At 67.5% G+C, this 25305-nt stretch carries 22 protein-coding genes and 2 tRNA genes; 16 read left to right on the forward strand and 8 right to left on the reverse strand.

Annotated features, from left to right (window positions below; translation table 11 throughout):
• Window positions 1-26 precede the first annotated feature (26 nt).
• The 4 genes from ettA to ACEL92_RS08685 all read left to right on the forward strand — a co-directional run bounded on the left by ettA (window position 27) and on the right by ACEL92_RS08685 (window position 7725).
• A complete protein-coding gene (gene ettA / locus ACEL92_RS08670; protein ID WP_374025191.1) occupies window positions 27-1703 on the forward strand; it encodes an energy-dependent translational throttle protein EttA in 1677 nt (558 codons plus the stop codon).
• A 111-nt stretch (window positions 1704-1814) separates the two neighbouring features.
• Window positions 1815-6653, forward strand: coding sequence for an NAD-glutamate dehydrogenase (locus tag ACEL92_RS08675; protein ID WP_374025192.1), 4839 nt, complete (start codon window positions 1815-1817; stop codon window positions 6651-6653).
• Window positions 6650-7063: an acyl-CoA thioesterase gene (locus ACEL92_RS08680; RefSeq protein ID WP_374025193.1), complete on the forward strand. Its 414-nt coding sequence runs from the start codon at window positions 6650-6652 to the stop codon at window positions 7061-7063. Before ACEL92_RS08675 ends, ACEL92_RS08680 begins: the two co-directional genes overlap by 4 nt.
• Window positions 7051-7725, forward strand: coding sequence for a hypothetical protein (locus ACEL92_RS08685; protein ID WP_374025194.1), 675 nt, complete (start codon window positions 7051-7053; stop codon window positions 7723-7725). Before ACEL92_RS08680 ends, ACEL92_RS08685 begins: the two co-directional genes overlap by 13 nt.
• A 61-nt stretch (window positions 7726-7786) precedes the next feature.
• On the opposite strand, the gene ACEL92_RS08690 is transcribed toward ACEL92_RS08685, so the two are convergent.
• The 4 genes from ACEL92_RS08690 to ACEL92_RS08705 form a co-directional block, all read right to left on the reverse strand.
• Window positions 7787-8800: a pyridine nucleotide-disulfide oxidoreductase gene (locus ACEL92_RS08690; protein WP_374026129.1), complete on the reverse strand. Its 1014-nt coding sequence runs from the start codon at window positions 8798-8800 to the stop codon at window positions 7787-7789.
• Window positions 8801-8892: 92 nt separating this feature from the next.
• The gene (locus ACEL92_RS08695) at window positions 8893-9513 is read right to left on the reverse strand and encodes a DUF5134 domain-containing protein (RefSeq protein ID WP_374025195.1); all 621 of its coding nucleotides are present in this window, start codon (window positions 9511-9513) and stop codon (window positions 8893-8895) included.
• Between the two features lie 127 nt (window positions 9514-9640).
• Complete coding sequence (locus tag ACEL92_RS08700; RefSeq protein ID WP_374025196.1) at window positions 9641-11233, reverse strand: alpha-amylase family glycosyl hydrolase; 1593 nt, start codon at window positions 11231-11233, stop codon at window positions 9641-9643.
• On the reverse strand, window positions 11233-11628 hold the full coding sequence (locus tag ACEL92_RS08705) for a globin (protein WP_374025197.1): 396 nt from the start codon (window positions 11626-11628) through the stop codon (window positions 11233-11235). Before ACEL92_RS08705 ends, ACEL92_RS08700 begins: the two co-directional genes overlap by 1 nt.
• Window positions 11629-11770: 142 nt before the next feature.
• Here ACEL92_RS08705 and ACEL92_RS08710 point away from each other — a divergent pair, with 142 nt between their 5' ends.
• The 3 genes from ACEL92_RS08710 to ACEL92_RS08720 all read left to right on the forward strand — a co-directional run bounded on the left by ACEL92_RS08710 (window position 11771) and on the right by ACEL92_RS08720 (window position 13162).
• Window positions 11771-12418 carry an HNH endonuclease gene (locus tag ACEL92_RS08710; protein WP_374025198.1) on the forward strand — a complete coding sequence of 216 codons (648 nt, stop codon included), beginning with the start codon at window positions 11771-11773 and terminating at the stop codon, window positions 12416-12418.
• Between the two features lie 62 nt (window positions 12419-12480).
• Entirely contained in the window at window positions 12481-12708 is a 228-nt protein-coding gene (locus tag ACEL92_RS08715; RefSeq protein WP_374026130.1) for a hypothetical protein, read from the forward strand.
• A complete protein-coding gene (locus ACEL92_RS08720; RefSeq protein ID WP_374025199.1) occupies window positions 12695-13162 on the forward strand; it encodes a DUF5130 domain-containing protein in 468 nt (155 codons plus the stop codon). Before ACEL92_RS08715 ends, ACEL92_RS08720 begins: the two co-directional genes overlap by 14 nt.
• Before the next feature lie 21 nt (window positions 13163-13183).
• Here ACEL92_RS08720 and pepN read toward each other — a convergent pair whose 3' ends face one another.
• Window positions 13184-15760: an aminopeptidase N gene (gene pepN, locus ACEL92_RS08725; RefSeq protein WP_374025200.1), complete on the reverse strand. Its 2577-nt coding sequence runs from the start codon at window positions 15758-15760 to the stop codon at window positions 13184-13186.
• A 105-nt stretch (window positions 15761-15865) separates the two neighbouring features.
• On the opposite strand from pepN, the gene ACEL92_RS08730 reads away from it, so the two are divergent.
• The 4 genes from ACEL92_RS08730 (at window position 15866) to ACEL92_RS08745 (ending at window position 18358) form a co-directional block, all read left to right on the forward strand.
• Window positions 15866-16489, forward strand: a complete 624-nt coding sequence (locus ACEL92_RS08730) for an Rv2466c family mycothiol-dependent reductase (protein ID WP_374025201.1) — start codon at window positions 15866-15868, stop codon at window positions 16487-16489.
• A 211-nt stretch (window positions 16490-16700) separates the two neighbouring features.
• The gene (locus tag ACEL92_RS08735) at window positions 16701-17180 is read left to right on the forward strand and encodes a ribose-5-phosphate isomerase (protein ID WP_374025202.1); all 480 of its coding nucleotides are present in this window, start codon (window positions 16701-16703) and stop codon (window positions 17178-17180) included.
• 3 nt (window positions 17181-17183) lie between these two features.
• Window positions 17184-17984, forward strand: coding sequence for an Fpg/Nei family DNA glycosylase (locus ACEL92_RS08740; RefSeq protein ID WP_374025203.1), 801 nt, complete (start codon window positions 17184-17186; stop codon window positions 17982-17984).
• Between the two features lie 104 nt (window positions 17985-18088).
• Entirely contained in the window at window positions 18089-18358 is a 270-nt protein-coding gene (locus ACEL92_RS08745) for a hypothetical protein (RefSeq protein ID WP_374025204.1), read from the forward strand.
• 55 nt (window positions 18359-18413) lie between these two features.
• Here the strand turns inward: ACEL92_RS08745 and ACEL92_RS08750 are convergent, their stop codons facing one another.
• Both ACEL92_RS08750 and ACEL92_RS08755 read right to left on the reverse strand, forming a co-directional pair.
• Window positions 18414-19604 carry a serine hydrolase domain-containing protein gene (locus tag ACEL92_RS08750; RefSeq protein WP_374025205.1) on the reverse strand — a complete coding sequence of 397 codons (1191 nt, stop codon included), beginning with the start codon at window positions 19602-19604 and terminating at the stop codon, window positions 18414-18416.
• 33 nt (window positions 19605-19637) lie between these two features.
• Window positions 19638-19708, reverse strand: a tRNA-Gly gene (locus ACEL92_RS08755).
• 148 nt (window positions 19709-19856) lie between these two features.
• On the opposite strand from ACEL92_RS08755, the gene ACEL92_RS08760 reads away from it, so the two are divergent.
• The 4 genes from ACEL92_RS08760 (at window position 19857) to clpP2 (ending at window position 22748) form a co-directional block, all read left to right on the forward strand.
• A tRNA-Pro gene (locus ACEL92_RS08760) sits at window positions 19857-19933 on the forward strand.
• A gap of 65 nt (window positions 19934-19998) precedes the next feature.
• A complete protein-coding gene (gene tig, locus ACEL92_RS08765; RefSeq protein ID WP_374025206.1) occupies window positions 19999-21393 on the forward strand; it encodes a trigger factor in 1395 nt (464 codons plus the stop codon).
• Window positions 21394-21519: 126 nt separating this feature from the next.
• Entirely contained in the window at window positions 21520-22110 is a 591-nt protein-coding gene (locus ACEL92_RS08770) for an ATP-dependent Clp protease proteolytic subunit (protein ID WP_067275410.1), read from the forward strand.
• The gene (gene clpP2, locus ACEL92_RS08775) at window positions 22107-22748 is read left to right on the forward strand and encodes an ATP-dependent CLP protease proteolytic subunit ClpP2 (RefSeq protein WP_067275408.1); all 642 of its coding nucleotides are present in this window, start codon (window positions 22107-22109) and stop codon (window positions 22746-22748) included. Before ACEL92_RS08770 ends, clpP2 begins: the two co-directional genes overlap by 4 nt.
• A gap of 55 nt (window positions 22749-22803) precedes the next feature.
• Here the strand turns inward: clpP2 and mmuM are convergent, their stop codons facing one another.
• The gene (gene mmuM / locus ACEL92_RS08780) at window positions 22804-23685 is read right to left on the reverse strand and encodes a homocysteine S-methyltransferase (protein ID WP_374026131.1); all 882 of its coding nucleotides are present in this window, start codon (window positions 23683-23685) and stop codon (window positions 22804-22806) included.
• 321 nt (window positions 23686-24006) lie between these two features.
• On the opposite strand from mmuM, the gene clpX reads away from it, so the two are divergent.
• A complete protein-coding gene (clpX, locus tag ACEL92_RS08785; protein ID WP_055400128.1) occupies window positions 24007-25287 on the forward strand; it encodes an ATP-dependent Clp protease ATP-binding subunit ClpX in 1281 nt (426 codons plus the stop codon).
• The last annotated feature ends 18 nt before the right edge of the window (window positions 25288-25305 follow it).

Below are 25305 nucleotides of genomic sequence, written 5' to 3' on the forward strand. Positions count from 1 at the left end.
CGAGACCAGAAAGGCATGACCGCGGCATGGCTGAGTTCATCTACACGATGAAAAAGGTCCGCAAGGCGCACGGCGACAAGGTGATCCTGGACGACGTCACGTTGAGCTTCTATCCGGGAGCCAAGATCGGTGTCGTCGGCCCCAACGGTGCCGGCAAGTCGAGCGTCTTGCGGATCATGGCCGGGCTGGACAAGCCGAACAACGGCGAGGCCTTCCTGGCCACCGGCGCCACCGTCGGCATCCTGCAGCAGGAGCCACCGCTGAACGAAGAGAAGACGGTGCGCGGGAACGTCGAGGAGGGGCTCGGCGAGATCAAGGTCAAGTTGGACCGGTTCAACGAGGTCGCCGAACTGATGGCCACGGACTACTCCGACGAGTTGATGGAGGAGATGGGCCGGCTGCAGGAGGAGCTCGACCACGCCGACGCGTGGGACCTCGACTCGCAGCTCGAGCAGGCCATGGACGCCCTGCGCTGCCCGCCGCCGGACGAGCCGGTGACGAACCTGTCCGGTGGTGAGCGGCGCCGCGTGGCATTGTGCAAGCTGCTGTTGTCCAAGCCCGACCTGTTGTTGCTCGACGAACCGACCAACCACCTCGACGCCGAAAGCGTGCAGTGGCTCGAACAGCACCTGGCCGCCTACGCCGGCGCGGTGTTGGCGGTGACCCACGACCGGTACTTCCTGGACAACGTGGCCCAGTGGATCCTCGAGCTCGACCGCGGTCGCGCGTATCCCTACGAGGGCAACTACTCGACCTATCTCGAGAAGAAGGCGGAGCGCCTGTCGGTGCAGGGTCGCAAGGACGCCAAGCTGCAGAAGCGGCTGACCGAGGAGCTGGCCTGGGTGCGGTCGGGGGCCAAGGCCCGCCAGGCCAAGAGCAAAGCGCGGCTGCAGCGGTATGAGGAGATGGCCGCCGAGGCGGAAAAGACGCGCAAGCTGGACTTCGAGGAGATCCAGATCCCGGTCGGGCCGCGGCTGGGCAACGTCGTTGTCGAGGTGGAGCACCTGGACAAGGGCTTCGGCGGCCGCACGCTGATCAAGGATCTGTCCTTCACCCTGCCCCGCAACGGCATCGTGGGCGTCATCGGTCCCAACGGCGTCGGAAAGACGACCCTGTTCAAGACGATCGTGGGACTTGAACAGCCCGACAGCGGGACGGTGAAGGTCGGCGAGACCGTCAAGCTCAGCTACGTCGACCAGTCCCGCGCCGGCATCGACCCCAAGAAGACCGTGTGGGAAGTGGTCTCCGACGGCCTCGACTACATCGAGGTCGGCCAGAACGAGATCCCCTCGCGCGCCTACGTCTCCGCGTTCGGGTTCAAGGGGCCCGACCAGCAGAAGCCCGCCGGCGTGCTTTCCGGCGGCGAGCGCAACCGGCTGAACCTGGCGCTCACCCTCAAAGAGGGTGGCAACCTGATTCTGCTCGACGAGCCCACGAACGACCTCGACGTCGAGACGCTCGGTTCGCTGGAGAACGCCCTGGAGAAGTTCCCGGGCTGCGCGGTGGTGATCTCCCACGATCGCTGGTTCCTGGACCGCACGTGCACGCACATCCTGGCCTGGGAGGGCGACGACGACAACGAGGCCAAGTGGTTCTGGTTCGAGGGCAACTTCGGCGCCTACGAGGAGAACAAGGTCGCACGGCTCGGGGTCGACGCGGCGCGACCACACAGAGTGACCCACCGGAAGCTCACGCGCGACTAGTGTCAGCCTCGCAGCCCCGCAGTGCAGGGCCCGGAGGGCCGCTGGGGGGCCATCCCCGGAGAGTGGGCGGTTGAGCACAGTGGCATCGGTCACGAGTTGGGAGCCATCGGCATGACGATCGATCCCGGACCCAAGCACGCCGTCACGCCGTGGACCGCGTTCACCGACCAGGACGACATTCCGGATTGGATCACAAAGGCTTACATCGAGAGCTATCGCGGCCCGCACGGCAACGAACCCGGGGCGGCGGATTCCGGTCCGATCGACCTGGCCGTGCCGACCTCCATCGTCACCCCCGCCATGCTGGGCGCCCACTATCGGCTGGGCCAGCACCGTCCCGCCGGGGAGAGCCGGGTCGCGGTCTACCCCCCGGACGATCCGGCCGGCTTAGGGCCGGCGTTGCAGGTTGTCACCGACCACGGCGGCATGCTGTTGGACTCGGTCACCGTGCTGCTGCACCGGCTCGGCGTGCCCTACGCCGCCATCATGACGCCGGTGTTCGAGGTGCACCGCAATCCGGACGGCGACCTGGTCGGCGTCGAACCCAAACCTCCCGGCGCACCGCCATACGTCGGCGAAGCGTGGATACACGTGCAGCTGCTGCCCTCCGTCGACACCAAGGGCCTCGTCGAGGTCGAGCGGCTGCTGCCCAAGGTCCTCTCGGACGTGCAGCAGGTCGCCACCGACGCGGGCGCGTTGATCGCCGCCCTCAGCGGCCTGGCCGCGGACGTCGAAACCAACGCGAACGGCCACTTCTCGGCCCCCGACCGCGACGACGTCGCGGCCCTGCTGCGCTGGCTGGGCAACGGTAACTTCCTGCTGCTGGGCTACCAGCGATGCCGCGTGCACGAGGGCTTGGTCTCGGGTGACGGCTCACCCGGCCTGGGTGTCCTGCGCACCCGCACTGGTTCCCGCCCACGGCTGACCGATGACGACAAGCTGCTGGTGCTCGCGCAGTCCGTCGTAGGCAGCTACCTGCGGTACGGCGCCTACCCGTACGCGGTCGCGGTGCGGGAGAAGGTCGACGACGGAGTCGTCGAGCATCGCTTCGTCGGGCTGTTCACCGTCGCCGCCATGAATGCCGACGTTCTGGAGATCCCTACGGTGTCGACCCGGGTTCGCGACGCGCTCGCCCTCGCCGAGAGCGACCCGATCCATCCCGCCCAACTGTTACTCGATGTCATCCAAACCGTCCCGCGCTCAGAGCTTTTCACGCTCAGCGCCGAGCGGCTCTTAGCGATGGCCAAAGCGGTGGTGGACTTGGGATCCCAACGGCGGGCGTTGTTGTTCCTGCGCGCCGATCGGCTCCAATACTTCGTGTCCTGCCTTGTCTATCTGCCCCGCGACCGCTACACCACCCAGGTGCGGCTGCAGATCGAAGACATCCTGATCCGCGAGTTCGGTGGCACCCGGCTCGAGTTCACCGCGCGAGTCAGCGAATCACCTTGGGCCCTGATGCATTTCATGGTGCGGCTGCCCGAAGAAGCCGCACCCGTCGACGTCTCCGAGGACAACCGGGTGCGCATCCAGGGGTTGCTGAGCGAGGCCGCGCGGACCTGGACCGACCGGTTGCTCGGCGCGGCCGCGGACAGCGGCGTCGAGCAGGCCGACGTCGAGCACTACGCGACGGCCTTCTCCGAGGTCTACAAGCAGGCCGTCACCCCGGCCGACGCCATCGACCACATCGCCATCATCGAAGGGCTGCAAGACGATTCGGTCAAGCTAGTGTTCTCCGAACGCGGCGAGGATGGCGCCCCCCAGCTGACCTGGTTCCTGGGTGGGCGCACCGCCTCGCTGAGCCAGCTGTTGCCGATGCTGCAGAGCATGGGCGTGGTGGTGCTCGAGGAGCGGCCGTTCACCGTGATCCGCCCGGACGGGCTGCCGGTATGGATCTACCAGTTCAAGATCTCGACCCACCCCACCATCGCGCCTGCGACCACGGCGGAAGAGCGCGAGGCGACGGCACAGCGATTCGCCGATGCCGTCACTGCGATCTGGGAGGGCCGGGTCGAAATCGACCGGTTCAACGAGCTGGTCATGCGCGCGCGACTGACCTGGCAGCAGGTCGTGCTGCTGCGTGCCTACGCGAAATACCTGCGCCAGGCGGGCTTTCCCTACAGCCAGTCCTACATCGAGTCGGTGCTCAACGAGCACCCCTCCACCGCGCGATCATTGGTCACGCTGTTCGAGGCGCTTTTCGACCCGCGCCCGTCGGGTCCGTCGAGGAATCGTGACGCACAAGCGGCGGCGGCCGCCGTCGCCGCCGACATCGACGCGCTGATGAGCCTGGACACCGACCGCATCCTGCGGGCGTTCGCGTCGCTGGTGCAGGCGACGTTGCGTACCAATTACTTTGTGACGCGGGAGGGTTCGGCCCGCGCCCGAAACGTGCTGGCCCTCAAGCTCGACGCCCAACTGATCGACGAGCTGCCGCTGCCGCGGCCCAAATACGAGATCTTCGTCTACTCACCCCGCGTCGAGGGCGTGCACCTGCGGTTCGGCCCCGTGGCACGCGGCGGGCTGCGGTGGTCGGACCGCCGCGACGATTTCCGTACCGAGATCCTCGGCCTGGTCAAGGCGCAGGCGGTCAAGAACGCCGTCATCGTGCCGGTCGGCGCCAAGGGCGGCTTCGTCGTCAAGAGGCCGCCGCTGGCGACCGGTGACCAGGCGGAGGACCGCGACGCCACCCGCGCCGAGGGCGTCGCCTGCTACAAGCTGTTCATCTCCGGGCTGCTCGACGTCACCGACAACGTCGACCACAAGACGAAGAAGGTCAGCCCGCCGCCCGAGGTGATCCGGCGCGACGGCGACGACGCCTACCTGGTGGTGGCCGCGGACAAGGGCACCGCCACCTTCTCCGACATCGCCAACGACGTCGCAAAGTCTTACGGATTCTGGTTGGGTGACGCGTTCGCCTCCGGCGGATCGGTGGGTTACGACCACAAGGCCATGGGCATCACCGCCAAGGGCGCGTGGGAGGCCGTCAAGCGCCACTTCCGGGAGATGGGCGTCGACACCCAATCCGAGGACTTCACCGTCGTGGGCGTCGGCGACATGAGCGGCGATGTGTTCGGCAACGGCATGCTGCTGTCCAAACACATCAGGCTGATCGCCGCCTTCGATCACCGGCACGTGTTCCTCGACCCCGACCCCGACCCCGCGGCCTCGTGGGACGAACGTCGGCGGATGTTCGACCTGCCGCGGTCCAGCTGGGACGACTACGACAAGTCACTGATCAGCGAGGGCGGCGGGGTGTACAGCCGCGAGCACAAATCCATCCCGGTCAGCCCGCAGGTGCGCGACGCCTTGGGCATCGACGGCGACGTCACCGAAATGGCGCCGCCCAATCTGATCAAGGCGATCCTGCAGGCGCCGGTCGACCTGCTGTTCAACGGGGGCATCGGCACGTACATCAAGGCCGAGTCGGAGTCCGACGCCGACGTCGGCGACCGTGCCAACGATCCCGTGCGGGTGAACGCAAGCCAGGTGCGCGCCAAGGTGATCGGGGAAGGCGGGAACCTGGGGGTGACGGCCCTGGGACGCGTCGAGTTCGACCTGGCGGGCGGGCGCATCAACACCGACGCAATGGACAACTCCGCCGGGGTGGACTGCTCGGACCACGAGGTCAACATCAAGATCCTGATCGATTCGCTGGTAACGGCCAGCCGGGTCGACCCCGACGAGCGCAAAGAGCTGCTGGAGTCGATGACCGACGAGGTCGCGCAGTTGGTGCTCACCGACAACGAGGACCAGAACGACCTGATCGGCACCAGCCGCGCCAACGCCGCCAGCCTGCTGCCGGTGCACGGCAGGCAGATTCAGTACCTGGTCGACGAGCGGGGGCTCAACCGCGAACTGGAAGCGTTGCCATCAGAGAAGGAAATCGATCGTCGGTGCGAGGCCGGCATCGGGCTCACCTCGCCCGAGCTGTGCACCCTGATGGCGCACGTCAAACTCGGGCTCAAAGAGGAGATGCTGAACACCGAGCTGACCGAGCAGGACGTGTTCGCATCCCGTTTGCCCCAGTACTTCCCGACGCCGTTGCGGGAACGGTTCACCCCGGAGATCCGCACCCACCAGCTGCGGCGCGAGATCGTCACCACCATGCTGATCAACGACCTGGTCGACACCGCGGGCATCAGCTACGCCTTCCGGATCGTCGAGGACGTCGGCGTGAGCCCGGTCGACGCGGTGCGCACCTACGTCGCCACCGACGCGATCTTCGGCGTGGGCGAGATCTGGCGTCGGATCCGCGCGGCGAACCTGCCGGTCGCCATGTCGGACCGGCTCACGCTGGACACCCGACGGCTGATCGACCGCGCCGGCCGCTGGCTGCTCAACTACCGCCCGCAGCCGCTGGCCGTCGGCGCCGAGATCAACCGGTTCGCCGCGAAGGTCAAAGACCTCACGCCCCGGATGTCGGAGTGGTTGCGCGGCGACGATAAGGCGATCGTCGAGAAGGAGGCCGCCGAGTTCTCGTCGCAGGGCGCGCCCGAGGACTTGGCCTACATGATCGCCGCGGGTCTGTACCGCTTCAGCCTGCTCGACATCATCGACATCGCCGACATCAACGACATCGACGCCGCCGAGGTCGCGGACACCTACTTCGCCCTGATGGACCGGCTGGGCACCGACGGCCTGCTGACGGCGGTCTCCGAGCTGCCCCGCAATGACCGATGGCATTCGTTGGCGCGCTTGGCGATTCGCGACGACATCTACGCCTCGCTGCGATCGTTGTGCTTCGACGTGCTCGCGGTGGGGGAGCCCGACGAGAGCGGCGAGGAGAAGATCGCCGAGTGGGAACACCTGTCGGCGTCCAGGGTGGAGCGGGCCCGCCGCACCCTCCTCGAAATCCAAGAAAGCGGGGAGAAGGATCTTGCGACACTCTCGGTGGCCGCGCGCCAGATCCGGCGCATGACCCGAACCAGCGGGAGAGGATCCTCGAGTTGACCGTCGGCTTCGTAGCCCCCGTACCGGTGCGCTGGTCGGACATCGACATGTACCAGCACGTCAACCACGCGACCATGGTCACGATTCTGGAGGAGGCCCGGGTCCAGTTCCTGCGCGAAGCGTTCGAGGTCGACATCTTGACCATCGGGCTGCTGATCGCCGAAGTCAAGGTGACCTACAAAGGTCAACTGCGCCTGGTCGATTCGCCGCTGCAGGTGACGATGTGGACCAAACGGTTGCGGGCGGTGGACTTCACGCTGGGCTACGAAGTGCGGTCGGTCAGCGCCGATCCCGAATCCAAGCCCGCCGTCGTCGCCGAGTCGCAGCTGGCCGCCGTTCATATCGAGGAGGAGCGCTTGGTGCGGCTCTCCCCGCACCATCGGGAGTATCTGCAACGGTGGATTCGGTAGTAGTTGACCGCGGGCTCTGGTTGGGGCCAGCCGAGCGGGCCGCCCAGCGCAGGGATCTGGCCGCCTTCGTCGACTACGCGCTGCGCCTGGACGACGCCGCCGTCATTCGGCTTCGCACACGATCGGCCGGCCTGCTGACGGCCTGGGTGGCAACGGGTTTCGACGTCCTGGCCAGCCGGGTGGTCGGTGGCGAGGTGCGGCCCGAGGATCTGTCGGTGGGCGCGGACGCCCTGGCGCGCGGCCTGTCCGCGATGGACGACTCGGGCTACGTCGACCCCGGCTTCGCGATGGATTCCGCATGGCGCGGGGCGCTGCCCCCGGACTCCGGCTTCACGCACCTCGACGACATTCCCGCCCGGGTGATGCTCGACCTCGCGCAGCGCGGGGCGCAACTCGCCAAACAGCACGGCAGTTCGCACGGTCCGCCGGTGTCGCTGCTCGACCAGGAGGTCGTTCAGGTGAGCTCGCCGGGTGGCAGCGTGGGACTGCCGATGCGATGTGTGTTCGCCTTGACCGCAATGGGTTTCCTGCCGCAATCGGCCGAGGCCGTCGGCGCCGACGAGATGATCCGCGTCCGGATTTTGCCGACCTGGTTGCGCCTCGACGCCCGGTTCGGCTCGGTGTACCGGCGCCGCGGCGATCCGGCGCTGCTGTTGAGCTGACCCCGGATGACCGGCGGCCGTCCGAATCATCCTGAGGCAAATGCGGTCGTCGGGTGAGACGTCAGGTGCCGTAGACCATCCACAACGGCAGAACCGCGTCCAGGTAATCCATGAACTTCTTGAGGCCAACGCGGTATTGCCCGTAGCCGTAGGGGTCTTCGGCGTACTCGGGGAATGCGATGCCCAGCCCGAACAGGCCGGGGGCCAGGATTCCGTTCATCCGGTTGTAGGGCAGCGGTCCCCACTGGGGTGTCCGGGGCAGCTTTCGCGGCTCGAAACCGACGGTGTAGACGACGCGGTCGCACTCGGCGAGCTTCTCGTCGAATTCCGGGCTGGAAAGCCGGCACCTCTCCAGCCGTTCCGGGTACACCCCGTCGATGTTTTCCCGGGCCCACACGGCGGCTCGTCCCTTGAGGCCCGTGTCGTCAAAGAGGATCCAATCATCCAGGTAGACAGCGTACTTGAGGGGGCTGCGGTAGAAATTGATCACTTTGGCGACCGGAAGGCGCAGCAGGTGCGGGAGCGCGATCATCGACGAGTGTGACGAGCCGAAGACGCCGACCGTCGCGCCTTCGAGCGGCACCCCGGCGAGCTTATCGGCGTCGAGCACGACCTCGACCGGAATCTCGTCGAGGGGATAGTCCAGGCTCTTGGGCACCGCGCCGACCGCGAGGACCACGTTGTCCGACGTGACTTCCGAGTCCTGTGTCTCGATTCGCCACTGTCGCCGTTGCAGCGACAGGGTGCTGGCGGTCGTTTCGAAGGCGTGCACCCGCTCGCGCAAGTGGCCGGTGACCCACACCAGCGGGTCGGCGACCAGGGCGAGGGCGCAGGTCTCGTCGGGGTCGACTTCGGCCAGCGGTGTAGGCGGGGCTTCCGAAAACCGAAAGGCCGCAGAACCGTTCAAGAAGCTCAGGAATGTTCCGGCGATGGTGTTGCTGGACACCGACCGCCACTTGCCGCCCAAGTCTCCCACGGCGAAGGCTGGATCGATCCAGGCGATCTTGTCGGGCGGTACGCCCTGATCGAGCAGCCGCCCCACCGCCGCGATTCCCGCGGGTCCGGCTCCGATCACTGTCCACGAGTAGGTCGCCATGTACTAGGTATAGAGGAGCGACAGGCCAGGCGCTCCATCGGAAACTTGGCGCCGTCGTTCGAGCGGTCTGCTCACACGATGTCGGCGAACATCAACGCCGTGCCTGCGGCGGTGACCGTCTGGGCCGCGAATTGCGTGTGGGTGAGTCGAACCGCGCGCGGCATCAGGCTCGTCCAGCGTCGGGCCATCCAGCGATAGGCCCAGTAGATCGCCACCGCGGCGAACCCCACTGCCGCGGTCCAGTTCAGCGCGCCGGCCCAGTCGGGCATCTGATGCGTTGCGTGCTGCATGCCGGACGCGCCCGCATGTGCGGGCATGGCCATCGCCTCGCCGCCCGAGTGCGCGGACCCGCCCGGCAGGCTGCCCTTCATCGACCCGTACATCCACGCCATCGCCACCATCATCACGGCGTAGTAGTAATTCGTGACCCGGCCATCGACGGCCAGGGGCGCGCGCCCGACGATGCCGACAAACCAGGCGCCGCCAAGCAGGAAGCACGTCGTCGCCGCGATGGTCGGAAGGGTCATCCCCACGCCCCAGGCCATCAAGATCATCGCGGCCGACATCGCGAGGTGTAGCACCTGGCTGACCATGTCGGTCCAGCACTTGCGTTGGACCACAAGGAAATACGCATAGGCAAGAAAGCTGACGGCGAACAACGCCGTCACCACCCATCGCAACGTGTTATCCACCGACCCGCCTCTCGCGGGTGGGCTCCGTCTCGGCCATGGCCCGACAGTACCCCCACCGGGTATACCATTCGCGAGCGACACCCCGAACGTTATGCGAAAGCGACTGCCCGGCCGCGCCTTTGGGCGCTCAGGCCAGCCAGGCTGCGGCGTCGGGTGCCAGTTTGCCGTCGACCAGCGGGGCGCTGGCCACGAGGAGTTCTCCCGGCGGCAGTGGGATGGGTCGGCTGCCGGCGTTCACCGCACACACCGCCCCGCCGCCGCGGCGGAAGATCAGCGCATCGCGCGGCGCGTCCAGCCACTCGAGCTCCCCGCCGTCGAATTCGGCGCGCTCCTTGCGCAATCTGATGATGTGCTGGAAGAACGAGAAGGTCGATTCGGGGTCCGCGACCTGCTTTTCGACGGTCAGCGCCGCCCATTCCGGGGGCATCGGTAACCAGGTGTCCGGCGTGGAGGAGAACCCGAATGGCGGCGCGTCGCCCGACCACGGGATCGGTACCCGGCACTTGTCGCGGCCGCGCTCGGTGTGCCCGGAGCGTTCCCACGTCGGGTCCTGCAGCACCTCGTCGGGCAGCACCACATCCGGCAGCCCCAGCTCCTCGCCGTTGTAGACGAACACCGCACCCGGCAGCGCCAGCATCACCATCACCATGGCGCGCGCCCTGCGCAGCCCCAGCTCGCCGCCGCCGTACCGGGTCACCTCGCGCCCCACGTCGTGGTTGGACAGCGTCCACGTCGGTGTCGCGTTCTCGATCGCGGTGGCCGCCAACGAGTTCTGAATGGCGTCGTGGATTTCGGTCGCGTCGAAATCGATCTTGGTCAGCCGGAAGTTGAAGCCGAGATGAAGCTCGTCGGGTCGCAGGTACTCGGCCCACCGGACGTTGTCCATGACCCAGACCTCGCCGATGGTCACCGCCCCGGGGTAGTCATCGACGATCGATCGGATGCCGCGGTGGATCTCGTGCACGCTCGGGTGGTTGAAGCGCGGGTCGTCATCGCTGTGGTGCAAGACCTTGATGTCGTCGCGCGCGTCGGGCAGGTCGGCCGGCTTGGCCATCCCGTGCGCGACGTCGATGCGGAAGCCGTCGACGCCACGCTCCAGCCAAAACCGCAACGTCTTCTCGAAGTCGTCGAAGACGTCCGGGTGTTCCCAGTTCAGGTCCGGCTGCTCGGCGTCGAACAGGTGTAGGTACCACTGGCCCGGATTGCCGTCCGGTTCGACCACCCGCGTCCAGGCCGGCCCGCCGAACACCGACGTCCAGTTGTTCGGTGGCAGTTCGCCCTGGGCGCCGCGCCCGTCGCGGAAGAAGTAGCGCTCCCGCGCGTCGGTGCCCGGGCCGGCCGCCAGCGCGGCCTGAAACCACGGATGCGCCGAACTGCTGTGGTTGGGCACCACGTCCATGGTGATCTTGATGCCCCGCTCGTGGGCCGCCGCCACCAGCCGCTCGAATGCCGCCATCCCGCCGAACAGCGGGTCGATGTCGCGCGGATCCGCGACGTCGTAGCCATGGTCGGCCATCGGCGACACGGTGACCGGGTTGAGCCAGATCGCGTCGACGCCGAGCCGCTCCAGGTGTCCCAGTCGAGCCGTCAGACCGTCCAGATCGCCGACACCGTCGCCGTCACTGTCGGCGAAAGACCGCGGATACACCTGATAGAACACCGCGTTTGACCACCACGGCCTGGAGTTCATTCCACCCCGCTCAGTTTCGTGGGCCGACATCACAAAGCCGCGTTGACCAGCGAGTGCGCAGCCATCTCAAGGTAATCGAGCAACTGGCGCCGGTGCTCGTCGTCGAGGGTCTCCGAGTCGATCGAGGCGACGGCGATGTGCATGCAGCGCAGCCAGGCGTCGCGCTCGATGGGAGTGATCCGGAAGGGGACGTGACGCATCCGCAACCGGGGATGGCCGCGCTGGTCGGAGTAGGTGCGCGGGCCGCCCCAGTACTGCTCGAGGAACATCCGCAACCGCTCCTCGGCGCCCGCCAGGTCGTCTTCCGGGTAGATCTGGCGCAGGATCTCGTCCTCGGCGACCTGGGCGTAAAAGCGGGACACGATCGCACGGAACGTGTCGGCACCGCCGACGGCGTCATAGAAGGACTGGGGCTCGGAATCCATCGCCTCCATTGTGGTCCATCGCGTCGGCGCCGGGCCGCGCCGGGCCGACGGTGCTCCCGGTGTTCACCCGCACGACATGCCGTTCACCTGCAATAGGGGTGCGATTGGCGGCGAATCATGGTGGACTATCCGCGGAGGATCTATGGCGCAGGGCAAAAGACGCCGCAGCCACCGCAGTTCCGGTGCCGCGGCAGGGTTAACCGGGCCCCCAACCGCGTCGTCCCTGCATAGCGTCGATACCCATCCCCCCGCCCGCCAAGACACCGCTTCCGTGTGGAGTCGCCGGCGGGTGTTGCTGCTGAATTCCACCTACGAGCCGCTGACCGCGCTGCCGATGCGCAGGGCCATCGTGATGGTGATCTGCGGGAAGGCCGACGTGGTGCACCACGACCCGGCCGGGCCCGTGATCCACTCGGCCACCAGCTCGATCGTCGTGCCCTCGGTGATCCAGCTGCGGTCTTATGTGCGCGTCCCCTACCGGGCCCGGGTCCCGATGACCCGCGCCGCGCTCATGCACCGGGACCGGTTCTGCTGCGCCTACTGCGGGGCGAAGGCCGACACGGTCGATCACGTGGTGCCCCGCAGCCGCGGCGGCGACCACTCCTGGGAGAACTGCGTCGCGTGCTGCTCGACCTGCAACCACCGCAAGGGCGACAAGCTGCTGACCGAACTCGGCTGGGCGCTGCGCCGGACGCCGCTGCCGCCGACGGGGCAGCACTGGCGGCTGCTGTCGACGGTCAAGGAGCTCGATCCGGCCTGGGCGCGTTACCTCGGCGAAGGCGCGGCCTGAGCAATCTCGTGTCCGAGTGCCGACGAATCACGGCGTGAGATACGGTTTTCGTCGTGAGCCTTCTGCAGATTCACCTGTACTTCATCGGGATACCGTTGCTCCTGGTGGTCGTCCTGTCGCTGCTGATCTGGTCCCGTAAGGGACCGCACCCGGCGAGCTACAAGCTGGGGGAGAAGTGGACGCACCCGCCGATCCTGTGGGCGGCCACGGACGAAGACGTCGGCCACGCGCACGGCGGGCACGGCGGACACGAATTCTCAGTCGGAGGTGGCGCGAGTGGCACGTGGTGAGGTAGCGACGATCGAGCCCGACGAGCTGCCCAACGGCTGGGTGATCACCACCAGCGGGCGCCTCTCCGGGGTCACCGAGCCCGGCGAGCTGTCGGTTCATTTCCCGTTTTCGATCAAGGAACTCGTCGCCATCGACGACGCGCTGAAGTTCGGCTCGCGGGCATCGAAGGCGAGGTTCGCCATCTACCTCGGCGACCTGGGCGCCGACACCGCCGCCCGCGCGCGCGAGATCCTGGCCAAGGTGCCCACGCCGGACGACGCCGTGCTGCTGGCCGTCTCGCCCGACCAGAAGGTCATCGAGGTGGTTTATGGCTCGCAGGTCCGCGGCCGCGGCGCCGAGTCGTCGGCGCCGCTGGGCGTGGCAGCCGCGTCCTCGGCGTTCGAGCGCGGTGACCTGGTCGACGGCCTGATCAGCGCGATCCGCGTCATGAGCGCGGGAATCTCCCCCGCCTAGAGGCGGGTCGCCGCCGTCGGTCTAGTCGGCCGCGTCGAACGTGCGCGCCCGCAGGGCCCGCTTCACGCCGGCCTGGCCTTCGAGAACCAGCCGCCGTAACGCCGGGGGCACCTCCGGGTCGGACAGGAACTTGTCGGCGGCCGCGATGCCGGCCTCGCTGATGTTCCAGTGCGGGTATAGGCCGATCACCACCGTTTGCGCGACTTCGCTGGACCGCCGCGCCCACACGCCCGGGATCGCCTCGAAGTAGCGATCCGTGAACGGTGCGAGCAGCTCGTGCTGTCCGGGCGGGGCGAACCCCGCGATGATGGCGCGGGCAGTGATGTTGGCCAGGGTGTCGTCCTCGATCACCGTGGTCCAGGCCTCCTCCTTCACCTGCGCCTGCGGCCGCGCCGTCGCCGCCTGGGCCCCGTGCCGCTTGCCGGCGGCGGTGGGGTCGCGCCGCACCTCCGCGTCGATGAAGGGTGTCGCCGCCCCGTCGGCGTCGATCTCGCCGGCACTGGCGAGCGCCGTCACGATCCGCCAGCGCAGGTCGGTGTCGATCTCGAGGCCTGCCAACCCGAGATCCGCCGGGTCGTGGTCGAGCAGGTCCGCCAGCGTCACGACGTGCCGGGTCGACAGCACCGACGAGCACAGCGTGTTGACGAAGGCGAGTTGATGATCCGAACCGGGCTCGGCCGCGCGCGCAAGCTCCAGCAGCCGGTCGGCGAACTGCGGCCACCCGTGCTCGTGCGCCCAGCCCGGCTCGGCGTAGGAGGCCAGCGCCGTCTGCGCCTGCAGCAGCAGCCGCTGCGCAACCCCGACCTCGGTTTCGGCGTGCACGCCGCCTGAGACCAGGGCCACGAAGTCGCGGGCGCGCAGCTCGGCTTCACGCGTCATCTCCCACGCCGCCGACCACACCAGCGAACGCGGCAGCGGCTCGGCGATATCGGCTATCCGCGCCAGCGCCGTCTGCAGCGACTCGCCGTCCAGGCGCAGCGAGCAATATGTCAGGTCGTCATCGTTGACCAGAACCAGCTGGCCGCGTGAAACACCAACCAGCGCAGGCACTTCCGTGACGGCATCTTCGACGTCGAGCTCTTCGCGCCGCACCCGCACCAGCTTGCCGGCCCCGTCGTCGTCGTAGATCCCGATCGCCAGCCGATGCACCCGCGTCTCGCCGGCCCCCGGGGCTGCCCCGCTCTGCGTCACCGCGAACCGGGTGAACCTGCCCTCGGCGTCGACCTCGAAATCCGGCCGCAGCGTGTTCAAGCCGGTCGTCTTCAACCACTGCTGGCCCCAGTCGGACAGGTCCCGGCCCGACGCCTTCTCGAGCGCGGCCACCAGGTCGTCGAAGGTGGCGTTGCCGAACGCGTGGCTGCGGAAGTAGTCGCGCAGCCCGGCCAGGAAATGCTCCAGCCCGACGTAGGCCACGAGCTGCTTGAGCACGGAGGCGCCCTTGGCGTAGGTGATGCCGTCGAAGTTCACCTCAACCGCGGCCAGGTCAGGGATGTCGGCGGCGATCGGATGCGTCGACGGCAACTGGTCCTGGCGGTACGCCCACGACTTCTCGACGGTGGCGAAAGTCGTCCATGCCTCGGTGAATTCGGTGGCCTCCGCCTGGCAGAGCACCGACGCGAACGTCGCGAACGACTCGTTGAGCCACAGGTCGTCCCACCAGGTCATGGTGACCAGGTCCCCGAACCACATGTGCGCCATCTCGTGCAGCACGGTCTCGGCGCGCCGCTCGTAGGAGGCCCGGGTCACCTTGCTCCGAAAGACGTAGTCCTCCAGAAAGGTCACCGCCCCCGCGTTTTCCATTGCGCCGGCGTTGAATTCGGGAACGAAGAGCTGATCGTATTTGCCGAACGCGTACGGCAGCCCGAAGTTCTTGTGGTAGAAGCCGAAGCCCTGCTTGGTTTGGGTGAAGAGCCGCTCGGCGTCCATGTGGGGCGCCAGGGATTCCCGGCAGAAGATGCCCAGCGGGATCTCCCCGTGTTCGTCGGTGTACGTGTCTTTCCACTCGGCGTACGGGCCGGCGATCAGGGCCACCAGGTAGGTGCTCATCCGCGGAGTGGTGGCGAAGGTGTGCGTGCCGTCCTGAACGGACACCGTCGCGCCGTTGGAGATCACCTTCCAGTGCTTGGGTGCGGTCACCTGCAGGTCGAACGTTGCCTTGAGGTCGGGCTGGTCGAAGCAGGCGAACATGCGCTTGGCGTCGGCGGTTTCGAATTGCGAGTACAGGTACGTTTCGTTGTCGACCGGATCGACGAAGCGATGCAGGCCCTCGCCGGTATTGGAGTAGCGGCAGTCGGCGTCGACCTCCAGGACGTTGCGGTTCTCGAGGCCGAGCAACGGGACGCCCGTCGATTCGTCGTATCCGGACACATCCAATCGGCGGCCGTTGAGCGTGGCGGCGCGCACCGTTTCGGCCGCGAGGTCTATGTAGGTGTCGGCGCCGGGAAGCGCATCGAACACCACCGTGGTCGTGGACCGGAAGGTGCGTTCGCCCGGATTTCCGCTGCCGTCGGTGACATCGAGCTGGATCCGGTAGCTGTCGACGGTGATCAGGGCCGCGCGTTCGACGGCCTGGTCCCGGGTGAGGTTAGGAAGGGCCACGCGTCCAACTTACGTGCCCGGTCCGCATCCCGGGCACTGCGGGAACAGGGGCGGGGCGCCTACGGTTGTGCTGAACGGTGTGTTGACCGACGAGAGGATTGCGCCATGCCTGACAACGCTCCCGGGAAAGACCAAGCCGATTTCTGGTTCGATCCGCTGTGCCCGTGGTGCTGGATCACATCGCGCTGGATCCTCGAGGTGGAGAAGGTCCGCGACATCGAAGTGCACTTCCACGTCATGAGCCTCGCCATCCTCAACGAGAACCGCGAAGGGCTGCCCGATAAGTATCGCGAGATGATGAAGAACGCCTGGGGTCCGGTTCGGGTCGCGATCGCCGCCGAGCAGGCCCATGGGGCCGGGGTGCTGGACCCGCTGTACACGGCGATGGGCACCCGGATTCACAACGAGGACAACAAGAACCTCGAAGAGGTCATCAAGCTGTCGCTGGCCGACGCCGGCCTGCCTGCGGAACTCGCCGAGGCCGCCACCAGCGACGCCTACGACGACGCCCTGCGCAAGAGCCACCACGCCGGCATGGACGCGGTTGGCGACGACGTCGGCACGCCGACCATCCACGTCAACGGTGTGGCGTTCTTCGGCCCGGTGCTCTCGAAGATCCCGCGCGGCGAAGAGGCCGGCAAGCTGTGGGACGCGTCGGTAACCTTCGCGTCGTACCCGCACTTCTTCGAACTCAAGCGGACCCGCACCGAGAAGCCCGAATTCGACTGAGTCGTCTGGCGGCGACCCGCGCGCCCGGCTGTGCCGCGCTTGCGATCGCCGCGAGTCGTCTGGCGGCGACCCGCGCGCCCGGCTGTGCCGCGCTTGCGATCGCCGCGAGTCGTCTGGCGGCGACCCGCGGCGCCCGGCTGTGCCGCGCTTGCGATCGCCGCGAGTCGTCTGGCGGCGACCCGCCGCGCACGGCTGTGTAAGGATGGCGGGCATGCGCGTCTACCTCGGCTCTGACCACGCCGGATTCGAGCTCAAGCAGCACATCATTTCCCACCTCAAAGAGTCCGGGCACGAGCCAATCGATTGCGGCGCCTTCACCTATGACGCCGACGACGACTACCCGGCGTTCTGCATCGCCGCCGCGACGCGCGCGGTGGCCGACCCGGACAGCCTCGGCATCGTGCTGGGCGGGTCGGGCAATGGCGAGCAGATCGCGGCCAACAAGGTTCCCGGGGCGCGTTGCGCGCTGGCCTGGAGTGTCGAGACGGCGACGCTGGCCCGCGAGCACAACAACGCCCAGCTGATCGGGATCGGCGGCCGCATGCACACCGTCGAGGAAGCGTTGGCCATCGTGGACGCCTTCCTGAGCGCGCAATGGTCGAAAGCCGAACGCCACCAACGGCGTATCGACATCCTCGCCGAATACGAACGCACCCACCAGGCGCCGCCTGTGCCTGGCGCGCCCGCGTAAGCCATGCCCGAAGGGCATACCCTGCACCGGCTGGCCCGGCTGCACCAACGCCGCTTCGGCGGCGCGCCCGTTGCGGTGTCGAGTCCGCAGGGCCGCTTCGCCGACTCGGCCGTGGTGGACGGCCGCGTGCTGCGCCGCACCAGTGTGTGGGGCAAGCACCTCTTCCACCACTACGACGGCGGGCCGATCGTGCACGTCCATCTCGGCCTGTACGGCGCCTTCACCGAATGGCCACGCGAGGGGGCGGTCCTGCCGGAACCGGTCGGGCAGGTGCGGATGCGCATGGTCGGCGCCGACTACGGCACCGACTTGCGGGGACCGACCGTCTGCGAAGTGATCGATGAGGGCCGGGTCTCCGACGTCCTGGCAAAGCTTGGCCCCGACCCGTTGCGCAACGATGCCGACCCGTCCTGGGCGTGGAACCGAATCACGAAGTCGCGCAGGCCTATCGGCGCCTTGTTGATGGACCAAACCGTCGTCGCGGGGGTGGGCAATGTCTACCGCAACGAGCTGCTCTACCGCCACAACATCGATCCGTTCCGCCCGGGCCGAGACGTCGGCGAAGCGGAGTTCGATGCGGCGTGGACCGATCTGGTGGCGCTGATGAAGGTCGGCTTCCGCCGCGGGAAAATCGTGGTCGTACGGCCCGAGCACGACCACGGCCCGCCGTCGTATCGCGTGGGACGGCCCCGGACATACGTGTACCGGCGCGCCGGCGAGGCCTGCCGGGTCTGCGGGGACTCGATCCGCACGGCCGTCTTGGAAGGCCGCAACGTGTTCTGGTGCCCGACCTGCCAGAAGTGAGGCCGCGTCGGTCGGCGCGACTCTTTCTCAAGAAACGTTCGCGTCCACTGTTTAGGCACGCCGGCCACCGGGGTATTGGTTAGGTTATGAAAACAATTCCTCGTTTGGCCGCAACGGCCCTCGCGATCGGCGGGTTGGGGCTGGCGGGCTTGGGCGTCGCAACCGAAGCGGCAGCGCATCCCGGACCCTTGCCGCAGTGGTGCCCGGGTGAGTACTGGGACCCGGGCTGGGGCAACAACTGGGACTGGAACAGCTGCCACGACTGGCGTGGCGGGCCACCCGGACCCCCGGGTTGGGGACACCCGGGTCCGCCACCGCCTCCTGGGCCGTGGGGTCCGCCGGGGCCGCCCGGGCCCCCCGGCTGGCACCCCTGATCCGCACCACGTCAAACGCGCCCCGCCGAACCGGCGGGGCGCGTTTTCACGAGCGCTAGATGACCCCGAGCGCCTTGTAGACCTCGTTGCTCAGGGCGAGGCTGCGCGGGTCGGCGTTCGCTTTGGTGGCGTCGAAGCGGTTCATCACGTAGGCGTAGCCGATCCGGTGTTCCAGATCGACGAAACCGAAGGAGCCGCCCAGGCCGCCGTGGCCGAAGATCCGGGGGTTGGGCCCGTTGACGCACCGCTGGTTGAGCATGTAGCCCAGGCCCCACCCGTGGTCGGCCACCCGCGGCCCCAACACCAGATCGGTGTCCAGCCCGCCCTGACATTTCCGCACCACGTCCATGTGCTCGCGGCTGAGCACCTTCTCCTGCGCCAGCGCGTTGTAGAACGTCGCCAAGCCCAGGGCCGAGACCTGCCCGTTGGTCCCCGGGAACTCGAGTTCGCGCCACAGCTGCAGGTCGTGCGAGCCGAGCTCGTCGTCGGGGGCGAAGCCCATCGAGATCGACAGCGCGGCCTTGGGGTGTTCCGTCAGGCTGGTCGGGTAGCCGGGGGCCTGCGCATCGGCCAGCAGATCTCGGGCGTGCGGCTTGTTGACGCGCTCGGCGCACCGGCGTTGTTCGGCCAGCGACAAACCGATGTGGACGTCGGCGCCGACCGGTTCGGCGATCTCGGTGCGCAAGTACTGGCCGATGGTGCGGCCGGTCACCCGCCGGAACACCTCGCCGAGGATGAAGCCGAAGGTGGTCATGTGGTAGCCCTGCGCGGTGCCCGGCTCCCAATACGGTTCGGCGGCGGCCAGCTGTGCGCAGACGAAGTCCCAGTCGGCGACGTCCTCCCAGCGCAGCCGGGTACGGGGGCCGATGACGCCCGAGCGGTGGCTCATCACCATCGCCAGCGTGATGTCCTGTTTGCCCGCCTGGCCGAACTCGGGCCAGTAGTGGGCCACCGGGGCCTGCAGGTCCAGCTCGCCGCGGTCGGCCAGCTGGTGGACGCAGGTGGCCGACAGGCCCTTGGTGCCGGACAACACCGTGGTCAGGGTGTCTTGCCGCCAGGGCCGCCTGCGGGCGGCGTCGGCCCAGCCGCCCCAGAGATTGACCACGAGCGTGCCGTCGACCCACACAGCGACGGCCGCGCCGACTTCATCGCCAACTAAGAAATTGCGCCCGAATGCGTGGCGCACTCCAACGAAGTCCGACGCGCATGAGCCTTGGATTGCCGCGTCCGTTTTTAGGTCGCTCATGGCGCCTTTCCTTGGAGCAGATCCTTGATCCGGAGCGGGCGACGGGAATCGAACCCGCGTAGCTAGTTTGGAAGACTAGGGCTCTACCATTGAGCTACGCCCGCATGTGTTAGTCGAGCGTGACTGTAGCTGTCGACGAAGATCAAATCTAATCGACGCGGTCTTGTGATCGCTCCGTGAGGGTCTGCTAGGTCGTCGCAAAGCCTGTGGCCAACCCGGCGCTGCGGGGCCTTAGGATCATCGAGGTCAGCGCGGGGTGTAGCGCAGCTTGGTAGCGCATCCGCTTTGGGAGCGGAAGGCCGCAGGTTCAAATCCTGTCACCCCGACCAGCACGACCCGTGCCGCATGCACACGGCCCACCGAACGCCAGGAACGACCACCGAGGAGCACCCCCGTGAAGAGCACCATCGAGCAGCTGAGCCCCACCCGGGTCCGCATCAACGTGGAGGTGCCGTTCGCCGAACTCGAGCCCGACTTCCAGCGCGCCTATCGGGAGCTGGCCAAGCAGGTGCGGCTGCCCGGCTTCCGCCCCGGCAAGGCGCCGGCGAAGTTGCTGGAAGCCCGGTTCGGCCGCGAGGCCTTGCTCGACCAGGTCGTCAACGAGGCGTTGCCGGCACGCTACGGGCAGGCCGTCGTGGAGTCGGAAGTGCAGCCCCTCGGCCAGCCCGAGATCGAGGTGACCAAGAAGGAGTACGGCCAGGAGCTGGCGTTCACCGCCGAGGTCGACGTCCGCCCGAAGATCGAACTCCCCGACCTGAGTGCGCTGACCATCTCGGTGGATCCGGTCGAGGTCAGTGACGACGACGTCGCCGCCGAGTTGGAGTCGCTGCGCGCCCGGTTCGGCACCCTGACCGGGGTCGACCGGCCCGTCGCCGACGGCGATTTCGTCTCGATCGACCTGTCGGCCACCATCGACGGCGAAGAGGTGCCGGGGGCCTCCGCCGAAGGCCTGTCCCACGAGGTCGGATCGGGCCGGCTGATCGCGGGTCTCGATGACGCCCTGATCGGTTTGTCGGTGGACGAGTCCCGGGAGTTCACCGCGCAGCTGGCGGCCGGCGAACATGCCGGGCAGGACGCGCAGGTAACGGTCACCGTCAAGTCGATCAAGCAGCGCGAGCTTCCCGAGCCCGACGACGAGTTCGCCCAACTGGCCAGCGAGTTCGACACCATCGAGGAGCTGCGGTCCAACCTGCGCGACCAGGTGGCGCGCGTGAAGCGCGCCCAGCAGGCCGACCAGATCCGCAACGCCGCGCTGGACACGCTCCTCGAGCAGGTCGACGTGCCGCTTCCCGAGGCTATCGTGCAGGCGCAGTACGACAGCACCATTCATGGTGCGCTGCACGGCCTCGACCACGACGAGGCCAAGCTGGAAGAGGCGCTCGCCGGGCAGGGCAAGACCCGCGAAGAGTTCGAGAGCGAGACGCGCACCGCCGCGGAGACGGACGTCAGGAGGCAGCTCCTGCTGGACGCGCTGGCCGACGAGCTCGAGGTGCAGGTGGGGCAGGACGACCTGACCGAGCGGTTGGTGGCGACGTCTCGGCAGTACGGCATCGAGCCGCAGCAGCTACTGGGCTACCTGCAGGAGAACAACCAGCTGCCGGCGATGTTCGCCGACGTGCGCCGCGGGCTGGCCATCGCCGAGGTGGTGCGCGCGGCGACGGTCACCGACACCAACGGCAACACCATCGACACCGATGAGTTCTTCGGCAAGCGCTCGGAGGAGGACGCCGAGGCCGAGGACGCCGACGACGTGCTGGAAACCGAAGGTTCCGACGACGAGGCGGAGTGACCCGGCTTGACGCTGTGAGCGAAAGCGCCGATTGAGGGGGAGCGTGGGCGCGAAACAGCGGGCTCGGTTGGTTAGTGTCGGTGAATAGAAGAACTCGAGAAAGCAGGTAACCCAGTCGTGTCTGACATGCGTTCGCCCTCGCAGGGGCTCAACCTCACGGACTCGGTCTATGAGCGCTTGCTCTCCGAGCGCATCATCTTCCTGGGTTCGGAGGTGAACGACGAGGTCGCCAACCGGCTGTGCGCGCAGATCCTGTTGCTCGCCGCCGAGGACTCCGACAAAGACATCTCGCTGTACATCAACTCTCCGGGCGGATCGATCAGCGCCGGCATGGCCATCTACGACACCATGGTGCTGGCGCCGTGCGACATCGCCACCTACGCGATGGGCATGGCGGCCTCAATGGGCGAGTTTCTGCTCGCGGCCGGCACCAAGGGCAAGCGCTTCGCGCTGCCGCACGCGCGCATCCTGATGCACCAGCCGCTGGGCGGGGTGACGGGCAGCGCGGCCGACATCGCCATCCAGGCCGAGCAGTTTCACGTCATCAAGAAGGAGATGTTCCGGCTGAACGCCGAATTCACCGGGCAGTCGATCGAACGCATCGAGGCCGATTCCGACCGCGACCGCTGGTTCACCGCCCAGGAGGCCCTCGAATACGGGTTCGTCGACCACATCATCACCCGCGCCGCCCACATCACCAACGGAGAAGCCCAGTGAGCACCCAGCACCCCATCCAGCCGCAGGCGCGCTACATCCTGCCGTCGTTCATCGAGCACTCGAGCTTCGGCGTCAAGGAGTCCAACCCCTACAACAAGCTGTTCGAGGAGCGCATCATCTTCCTCGGCGTCCAGGTCGACGACGCCTCGGCGAACGACATCATGGCGCAGCTGCTGGTGTTGGAGTCGCTGGACCCCGACCGCGACATCACCATGTACATCAACTCGCCCGGCGGCGGCTTCACCTCGCTGATGGCGATCTACGACACCATGCAGTACGTGCGCGCCGACATCCAGACCGTATGCCTGGGTCAGGCCGCCTCGGCGGCGGCGGTGCTCCTGGCCGCCGGCACTCCCGGCAAGCGGATGGCGCTGCCCAACGCCCGGGTGTTGATCCACCAGCCGTCGCTGCAGGGCGTCATCCAGGGCCAGTTCTCCGACCTGGAGATCCAGGCCGCCGAGATCGAGCGGATGCGCACGCTGATGGAGACCACGCTGGCCCGCCACACCGGTAAGGACGCCGCGACGGTCCGCAAGGACACCGACCGGGACAAGATCCTGACCGCGGAAGAGGCCAAGGACTACGGGATCATCGACACCGTCCTCGAGTACCGGAAGCTGTCCGCGCAGACGGCGTAGGACATGTCGCCGAGCGTGTACTGACGGCGACTTTCCGCCCGAAATTTCGCCGTAATTACACGTTCGGCGGCAGGGCTGTCGCTAGCGCCGCGATGTCCGCCGGCCCCACCCGGCAGCACCCGCCGACGACGCGCGCGCCGGCCTCCACCCATTGCCGCGCAAGGTCGGCGCTGAACCGCGACGGCCCCACCCATCCGCGGCCGTCCCATGATTCGCCGCTGTTCGGATACACGATCACCGGCTTGCCGATGGTCGAAGCCATCCCGATCGCGGGCAGCACGTCCTCGGGTGCACAGCAATTGACGCCGACCGCGACGATCTCCGGCACCCCGGCGGCGACGGCGAACGCCTCCGCCAGCGGTTGGCCGGCCCGGGTCCTGGCGCCGTCGATGGTGTAGCTCAGCCAGGCCGGCGCGCCGACCGAGGCGACCAGATCGACCAGCGCCTCGGCCTCGTCGATGTCGGGCACGGTCTCACACGCGAGCACGTCGGCGCCCGAGTCGACCAGGACTTCCAGCCGCGGCCGGTGCCACCGCCGCAGAGCCGCCACCGAGAGGCCGTAGCGGCCCCGGTATTCCGATCCGTCGGCCAGCGCCGCGCCGTACGGGCCGACCGAGGCGGCGACCAGCAGCCCGGCCGCGCCGACCTCGTCGCGGGCGGTCTTCGCCAGGTCGACGCTGCGGCGCAGCAGTCCGGCGGCCCCGTTCCGGTCGATCCCGCGGGACGCGAAGCCCTCGAACGACGCCTGATAGCTCGCCGTCGTCGCGATCGTGGCGCCGGCGCGGTAGTAGCCGGCGTGCACGGCGACGATTTCGCGGGGATCGTCCGCCAACAACCTCGCCGACCACAACGCGTCGGAGAGGTCGTGACCGCGCGCCTGCAACTCGGTGGCCAAACCACCGTCGCTGATCAGTACCGATCCGCTGATCAGAGCCATTCCCACCCGGCCACTGTAGGGTGTTTTCTTGGGGATCTGCCCGCGCTTCGGTGGGGTCGGCATCCCCGGCGGAAGTGGGAATCGGTCGGCGCACCAGCCTCGGTCGGGTTACGACCGCGACACGCCAAAGACACGCAAAGCGCGTCTTTCGCGAGTGGCGGGCGCCGTCTGGCTATATGTTTCATCAAGACGGACATGCATGAATACCACCGACGCGATTCGGCCTTAATGGTCGCGTCGGGCCCGATCTAGCGGGTAGCGTCGGGGGATACATGCGGCACAGCTAGACGAACGGCGAAAAGGAAGTAGGCCCTCAGCACCATGGCGCGCATCGGAGACGGCGGTGACCTGCTGAAGTGCTCGTTCTGCGGGAAGAGCCAAAAGCAGGTCAAGAAGCTCATTGCTGGTCCCGGTGTGTACATCTGCGATGAGTGCATCGACCTTTGCAACGAGATCATCGAAGAGGAGTTGGCCGACGCCGACGACGTCAAACTCGATGAACTGCCCAAGCCGGTGGAAATCCGGGAGTTCTTGGAGGGCTATGTCATTGGGCAGGACACCGCCAAGCGGACCCTGGCCGTCGCCGTTTACAACCACTACAAGCGCATCCAGGCGGGGGAGAAGGGTCGTGACTCCCGGCACGAGCCGGTCGAGCTGACCAAGTCCAACATCCTCATGCTCGGCCCCACCGGCTGCGGCAAAACCTACCTGGCCCAGACGCTCGCCAAGATGCTCAACGTGCCGTTCGCCATCGCCGACGCCACCGCGCTGACCGAAGCCGGATATGTCGGCGAGGACGTGGAAAACATTCTGCTCAAACTGATTCAGGCCGCCGACTACGACGTCAAACGGGCCGAAACCGGCATCATCTACATCGACGAGGTGGACAAGATCGCCCGCAAGAGCGAGAACCCCTCGATCACCCGTGACGTCTCCGGTGAGGGCGTCCAACAGGCCCTGCTGAAAATCCTGGAGGGCACGCAGGCGTCGGTTCCCCCGCAGGGCGGACGCAAGCACCCGCACCAGGAGTTCATCCAGATCGACACGACCAACGTGTTGTTCATCGTTGCGGGGGCGTTCGCCGGCCTGGAGAAGATCATCTACGAGCGCGTCGGCAAGCGGGGGCTGGGCTTCGGCGCCGAGGTGCGCTCGAAGGCCGAGATCGACACCACCGACCATTTCGCCGAGGTCATGCCCGAAGACCTGATCAAGTTCGGCCTGATCCCCGAGTTCATCGGGCGGTTGCCGGTGGTCGCCTCGGTGACCAATCTGGACCGGGAATCGTTGGTCAAGATCCTGTCCGAGCCGAAGAACGCTCTGGTCAAGCAGTACACCCGGCTGTTCGAGATGGACGGCGTCGAGCTGGAATTCACCGACGACGCGCTGGAGGCTATCGCCGATCAGGCCATCCACCGCGGTACGGGTGCCCGTGGCCTGCGCGCCATCATGGAAGAGGTCCTGCTGCCGGTGATGTATGACATCCCGAGCCGCGACGACGTCGCCAAGGTCGTGGTGACCAAGGAGACCGTGCAGGACAACGTGCTGCCGACGATCGTGCCGCGCAAGCCGTCGCGCACCGAGCGCCGCGACAAGAGCGCCTGACACTCGGCCGGCCGCGCA

Origin of the sequence: Mycobacterium hainanense, from assembly GCF_041890355.1 — a bacterium.
Taxonomy (GTDB): Bacteria; Actinomycetota; Actinomycetes; order Mycobacteriales; family Mycobacteriaceae; genus Mycobacterium; species Mycobacterium hainanense.

Coding starts and splice junctions, on each gene's coding strand:
- ACEL92_RS08735 (WP_374025202.1), top strand. CDS start 16,701: ATGCGCGTCTACCTCGGCTCTGACCACGCCGGATTCGAGCTCAAGCAG.
- ACEL92_RS08710 (WP_374025198.1), top strand. CDS start 11,771: ATGGCGCAGGGCAAAAGACGCCGCAGCCACCGCAGTTCCGGTGCCGCG.
- mmuM (WP_374026131.1), bottom strand. CDS start 23,685: ATGGCTCTGATCAGCGGATCGGTACTGATCAGCGACGGTGGTTTGGCC.
- ettA (WP_374025191.1), top strand. CDS start 27: ATGGCTGAGTTCATCTACACGATGAAAAAGGTCCGCAAGGCGCACGGC.
- ACEL92_RS08700 (WP_374025196.1), bottom strand. CDS start 11,233: ATGTCGGCCCACGAAACTGAGCGGGGTGGAATGAACTCCAGGCCGTGG.
- ACEL92_RS08730 (WP_374025201.1), top strand. CDS start 15,866: ATGCCTGACAACGCTCCCGGGAAAGACCAAGCCGATTTCTGGTTCGAT.
- ACEL92_RS08750 (WP_374025205.1), bottom strand. CDS start 19,604: ATGAGCGACCTAAAAACGGACGCGGCAATCCAAGGCTCATGCGCGTCG.
- clpX (WP_055400128.1), top strand. CDS start 24,007: ATGGCGCGCATCGGAGACGGCGGTGACCTGCTGAAGTGCTCGTTCTGC.
- ACEL92_RS08740 (WP_374025203.1), top strand. CDS start 17,184: ATGCCCGAAGGGCATACCCTGCACCGGCTGGCCCGGCTGCACCAACGC.
- ACEL92_RS08675 (WP_374025192.1), top strand. CDS start 1,815: ATGACGATCGATCCCGGACCCAAGCACGCCGTCACGCCGTGGACCGCG.
- ACEL92_RS08705 (WP_374025197.1), bottom strand. CDS start 11,628: ATGGATTCCGAGCCCCAGTCCTTCTATGACGCCGTCGGCGGTGCCGAC.
- ACEL92_RS08770 (WP_067275410.1), top strand. CDS start 21,520: ATGCGTTCGCCCTCGCAGGGGCTCAACCTCACGGACTCGGTCTATGAG.